This is a genomic window from Armatimonadota bacterium (assembly GCA_031432545.1).
Taxonomy (GTDB): Bacteria; Sysuimicrobiota; Sysuimicrobiia; order Sysuimicrobiales; family Sysuimicrobiaceae; genus Caldifonticola; species Caldifonticola tengchongensis.
This window is the reverse complement of the sequence record JAVKGX010000021.1, coordinates 1-5,191: the sequence shown is the minus strand read 5'-3', so window position 1 is coordinate 5,191 and position 5,191 is coordinate 1. Positions and strand designations below refer to the sequence as shown.

The following is a 5,191-nucleotide window of genomic DNA, read 5'->3' as shown; positions in this document are numbered from 1 at the left end:
CACTTCGTGGCCCTCCTGGAGGAGCATGCGCACGAGCACGGAACCGATGTAGCCCCCTGCACCTGTCACCAGCACTTTCAACGCTTCAGACCTCCCTACTCCGCGCGGTACACGTAGTTGTTGTCCGCCTCGCGCAGGCCGGGCCAGGCCCGGTCCTTCTCCGAGAGTATCGGTTCCTCCACCGGCCAGGGGATGGCGAGGTCGGGGTCGTCCCACCGGATGCCCCGGTCCAGCTCGGGCGCGTACTCCTCTGTGCACTTGTACAGCACGTCCGCACTGTCGCTCAACACGCAGAACCCGTGGGCGAAGCCTGGCGGCACGTACAGCATCGTGTGGGCTGAGCTGGAGAGGGTGACCGCCACCCAGCGGCCGTACGTAGGTGAGCCCTGTCGGATGTCCACCGCCACGTCGTAGATCTCACCGCGCAGGACCATGACCAGTTTGCCCTGGGCCTTCGGGTCCTTCTGGTAGTGCAGGCCCCGCAGCACGCCCCGGCGCACGGAGTGCGAGAAGTTGTCCTGCACAAAGGTTGCGGAAATACCGTTCGCGAGGAACTCCGACCGCCTGTAGCCTTCCATGAAGAAGCCACGCGGGTCGAAAAACGCCTTCGCGCGGACCAGCACGACATTCGGGATCTCAAGACGGGTGAACTCGAACGGCACGCTCCGTCACCCCTGGTAGCAGATGGTCAATTCGGGTCGCCCCTTCCGCCCTCACAACACTACCTCCGCGTCATCCCCTACCATCAACCGGAGCGCCCGGTGGTTGCTCTGGGCCCTGCGCACGACGGCGTTCTGGCCGACCACGCTATCTTCAAGCCGCTGGATCCCGTCCACCACCGCTCCTTCCAGGAGCACACAGTGCTGCAGGACGGAACCGCGCACCGCGCAGCGCGGTCCGATGCTGGTGTACGGGCCCACGAAACTGTCTTCGACCACAGCGCCTGCACCCACCACGACGGGGCCCCGGATCTCGCTGCGGACAACGTGCGCTCCCCGCTCGACCTGGACGCGCCCAGTCACCCGGCTTGCGCCGTCCACTTCGCCCGCCACGTCCCGCCGCACCCACTCGTCCAGCACCACACGGTTGGCCTCGAGCAGGTCGTCTTTCTTACCGGTGTCCAGCCACCAGGCGTCCAACACCGCGCTGTGCACGGTGCGGCCTCTTTCCACCAGCCGCTGGATGGCGTCGGTGATCTCAAGTTCGTCGCGCCAGGAAGGCTCGATTTCGTCCACCGCCTCGTGCACCGCCGCCCCGAAAAGATAGACGCCTACGAGGGCAAGGTTGCTGGGTGGCTCCTTGGGCTTCTCCACGAGGCGGCGCACCCGACCACTGCCGTCCAGCTCCGCCACCCCGAAACGTCGGGGATCGGCGACCTCCTTGAGCAGGACCAGCGCGTCGGCGCGCCGGTCGAAGAACTCCGCCACGAGGTGGCGGATCCCTCGGCCGATGAGGTTGTCGCCCAGGTACATGACAAACGGTTCGTCGCCCAGAAACGGACGGGCCACCTTGACGGCGTGGGCAAGGCCGAGTGGCGCTTCCTGCAGGATGTAGGTGAAGTCTAAGGAAAAGTTCGCTGATTCCAGAGATGCCCGGACCTGGTCGCCGGTTTCCGGGGACAGGATTACCCCCACGTCGTGGATCTCCGCCTCCTCCAGGTGCCGCATCACGTAGTGCAGGATCGGGACGTTGGCCACGGGGATCAGCTGCTTGGCCACGGTGTAAGTGAGGGGCCGGAGGCGCGTCCCCTTGCCTCCGGCGAGGACCAGTGCCTTCATACGCCCATCTCTACTTCGTCACTTCGTCGCTTGCGCTCGACCGTCCTTCCCCCGAGGCTCAGACCCGTCGGACGGGGCACGCTGCTTATGCTCCAGACTCAATGCGGCTCGGGGATCACCGTACTGGGTGAGCGCTGCTGTTGGGGTACGGCGGCCCACGCCTCCCGAACCAGGACTCCGAATGCACCCACGAGCAGACCCAGGGTTGCGGCCACGGCCGTGTTCAGGACCGGTCGGGGGGAAACGGGCTCAGATGGAACGTACGGCTCCTGGACGAGGTAAGGCGGCTCGAGGGCTATGAGTTCCGCCTGCAGGTCTCTTTGAGCCGCCAGCAGGCTGCCGTAGACGCCCCCCGAGACCGCCGCAGCGTTCAGCGCGAAGGATCGCGCAAACCCGCCGTCTGTGCCGAGGTCGGCCCTGCTCTGAAGCCGGGTCAAGACTTCGCGCGACAACCGCAGGGTCCGGTCGACGTCGTCCAGCTGTGCCTGAACGGCAGCCAGGCGCTGACTTGTGACCTCGCGGCGCTGCCGGACCCGTTCCGAAGCCACCCGGAGGAACTCTTGGACCACGTCGCGTGTGAAGGCCTCCAGGCGCTGGGGGTTGCGGTCCCGGATTCGCAGGTACACAATCCGGGTGTCCCGCACCGCTTCCGCACGGACCATGCGCTCCAGGCGCCGGTCCGTAGGGATCCCGTACCGCGCGGCGATGGGCCGCAGGAACGACACACTGGTGAGCACCCGTGCTGCCGCCTGCGGCGTCGCGTATGCGGGTGAGCTGTGCTCGCTGAGCTGGATGTACGTCCGCGACTCGTAGGTCGGGGCGATGACGAAAACGCTGAGGACGGCTGCGATCAGTGCCGCGGCAACCATGAGCGCCAGGATCGTCCAGCGGCCGCGCCAAAGGGCTCCGAACAGCTGCCTGAGGTCGATCTCGTCGTCCGGTACGGGCTGTCTGGCCTCCATGGCACCAGCCTACCACGTGCGTACCATCTGATTCACACCGCTGGGGGGTACCTGGAACCGGCACCTGGAACCGGTACCTGGAACCGGTACCTGGAACCGGCACCTGGAACCGGTACCTGGTACCCGTACCTGGAACCCCAGGGCGGGCGCGGGTCCCTCATCCATTGTGGGTCACGGACGAGAGCGCCCGGAGGCGAGTGCCGGATGCGTGCGGAGGCGGGTGACGAGTTCGGCCACCACCTCGTAGCGGCCGAAGGAGGGCATCAGGTACACCCCGTCGATGCGGTCGGCGATGGCGTCCAGCAGTTCGATCGCCAGCTGTAGCCCCTCCTCACGACCGCGGTTGCCGGCCCGGGCCATGCGCTGGCGGACCCAGTCGGGGATGTGGATGCCCGGCACCTCGTGGTGCAGGAACTCGGCGTGGCGGCCGGACTGTAGCGGCAGGACGCCGATGAGCATCGGGCGCGGCGGCCGGCCCACGCGGCGCAGGTAGTGGTCGAGGACCTCGGGCTCGAAGATCGGCTGGGTCATGACGAAGTCCGCACCCGCCTCGATCTTGCGGTCCAGGCGCGCCATCTCCCGGTCCAGGGTGTCCGGATGCATGTCGAAGGCGACCGCCACGCAAAACGACGTCGGCTGGCCGATCGGCTTGCCCGCGAGGTCGGTCCCCTCGTTCAGCCGCTTGAGGATGCGCGCCAGACCGATGGAGTCGGTGTCGTACACCGCGGTCGCCCCGGGGTAGTCCCCGGCGCGCGGCGGGTCGCCGGTGAGCGCCAAGATGTTGCGCACCCCCAGCGCGTGCAGTCCGATCAGGTCGGCCTGCAGGGCCATCAAGTTGCGGTCGCGGGTCGTGAAGTGGATGATCGTCTCCAAACCCACCTGCTGCTGGACCAGGACGCACATCGCCACCGCACCCATCCGCACGCGGCCCAGGGGGCTGTCGCCGACGTTGACGGCGTCGATGCCGGGCTCGCGCAGCATCTGTGCGCCCAGAAGGTCCTTGCGCGGGTCCGTACCCTTGGGCGGGTCGACCTCGACGCTGATGACAAACTGCCTTCCCAACTTGCGACTCAACTCGGTCGGTTCCGAGGGCACCACCGGCGCGGGCTCCGGCTTGGGGACCGGGGGCAGCACCACTTCGACGCGTGCACCGGGTTGCAGCGCGCGAACCGCCTCCGCGATGGCGGCGATGTGCTCCGGCGTGGTGCCGCAGCAGCCGCCCACGACGCGCGCACCCACCTGCACCATCCGCCGCGCGTGTTCGGCGAAGTATCCTGGCGACGTGAAGTACATGAAGCGTCCTTCCACGCGCGCAGGGAACCCGGCGTTCGGCATGGCGAAGATCGGGACGGACGCCGCCTGCGCCATCGCCGCGACGACGTCGACCATCGGCAGAGGGCCCACGCTGCAGTTGGCGCCCACCGCGGCCACGCCCAGCGGCTCCAACGCGCGCACGACCTCCGCCGGCGCGTTGCCGCGCAGCGTCAGGCCCTCTTCGTCGAACGTCATCTCGGCCACGACCGGTAGGTCGGTCGCCTCGCGCGCCGCGCGGACGGCGACGCGGAGTTCGTCGAGATCGGAGAACGTCTCCAGCAGGATCAGATCGACGCCGCCCTCGGTGAGGGCCTCGACCTGCTCGCGGAACGCGTCGTGGGCTTCCTCCACGGAGATCAACCCGAACGGTCGCAACGGCTTACCCAACGGGCCTACGGAGCCGGCGATGAACACCGGTGCGCCGGCGACGTCACGCGCCTCCTTGGCCACCTTCGCGCCCGCGCGGTTCAGCTCGCGCACCCGGTCGGCGAGGCCGCGGCTGGCGAGCTTGATGCGGTTGCCGGCGAAGGTGTTGGTCTCGATCAGTTCCGCGCCGGCGCGGATGTAGTCGAGGTGGATCTGCAGGACGCGGTCCCGGTCGGTGACATTCAGCAGCTCGAACGACTGGTCGAACGGGACGCCCCGCGCGTACAGCAACGTTCCCATCGCGCCGTCGGCGACGAGGACTCCGCGTCCCAGTCTTTGCAGAAAAGGGTGGTCCACGGGTGACTCAGTGTTTTCCTGCGCCAGCCAACGCCTCGCCCCAGTCGATCTGCCCGACCTCGGGGAAATGGCGCAGCGCCTGTTCGAGCGTCGCCTGGATCCGCTCAAGCGCCTGTGGCGTCTTCGCCTCTGCCCGCACGACGAGCACCGGCTGTGTGTTGCTGGCCCGCACCAGCCCCCAGCCGTCGGGGAAGAGCACACGGGCGCCGTCCACGTCCACGACCTCGTAGTGCTGCTTGAAGTGATCGACCAGCTCGGCTACCACGTCGAACTTACGGTCATCGGGGCAGGGCACGCGGATCTCCGGCGTCGTGTGGTAGCGAGGGACGTCTGCCAGCAGCGCCGACAGCGGGCGGTCGGTGTTGGACAGGATGCGCAGCAACCGCGCCGCCGCGTACACCGCGTCGTCGAAGC

Annotated in this window: 5 protein-coding genes; all 5 read right to left on the bottom strand. The window is 68.0% G+C overall.

The window, feature by feature from the left end; translation table 11 throughout:
* Positions 1 to 95 precede the first annotated feature (95 nt).
* On the bottom strand, positions 96 to 662 hold the full coding sequence (gene rfbC / locus QN163_10985) for a dTDP-4-dehydrorhamnose 3,5-epimerase (GenBank protein MDR5684527.1): 567 nt from the start codon (positions 660 to 662) through the stop codon (positions 96 to 98).
* A 51-nt stretch (positions 663 to 713) separates the two neighbouring features.
* The gene (locus tag QN163_10980) at positions 714 to 1,778 is read right to left on the bottom strand and encodes a glucose-1-phosphate thymidylyltransferase (protein ID MDR5684526.1); all 1,065 of its coding nucleotides are present in this window, start codon (positions 1,776 to 1,778) and stop codon (positions 714 to 716) included.
* 98 nt (positions 1,779 to 1,876) lie between these two features.
* The gene (locus QN163_10975) at positions 1,877 to 2,740 is read right to left on the bottom strand and encodes a Wzz/FepE/Etk N-terminal domain-containing protein (protein MDR5684525.1); all 864 of its coding nucleotides are present in this window, start codon (positions 2,738 to 2,740) and stop codon (positions 1,877 to 1,879) included.
* A 171-nt stretch (positions 2,741 to 2,911) separates the two neighbouring features.
* Positions 2,912 to 4,777 carry a bifunctional homocysteine S-methyltransferase/methylenetetrahydrofolate reductase gene (locus tag QN163_10970; protein MDR5684524.1) on the bottom strand — a complete coding sequence of 622 codons (1,866 nt, stop codon included), beginning with the start codon at positions 4,775 to 4,777 and terminating at the stop codon, positions 2,912 to 2,914.
* 7 nt (positions 4,778 to 4,784) lie between these two features.
* The coding region (locus QN163_10965; GenBank protein ID MDR5684523.1) for a DUF2218 domain-containing protein at positions 4,785 to 5,191 on the bottom strand (407 nt) is incomplete at its 5' end.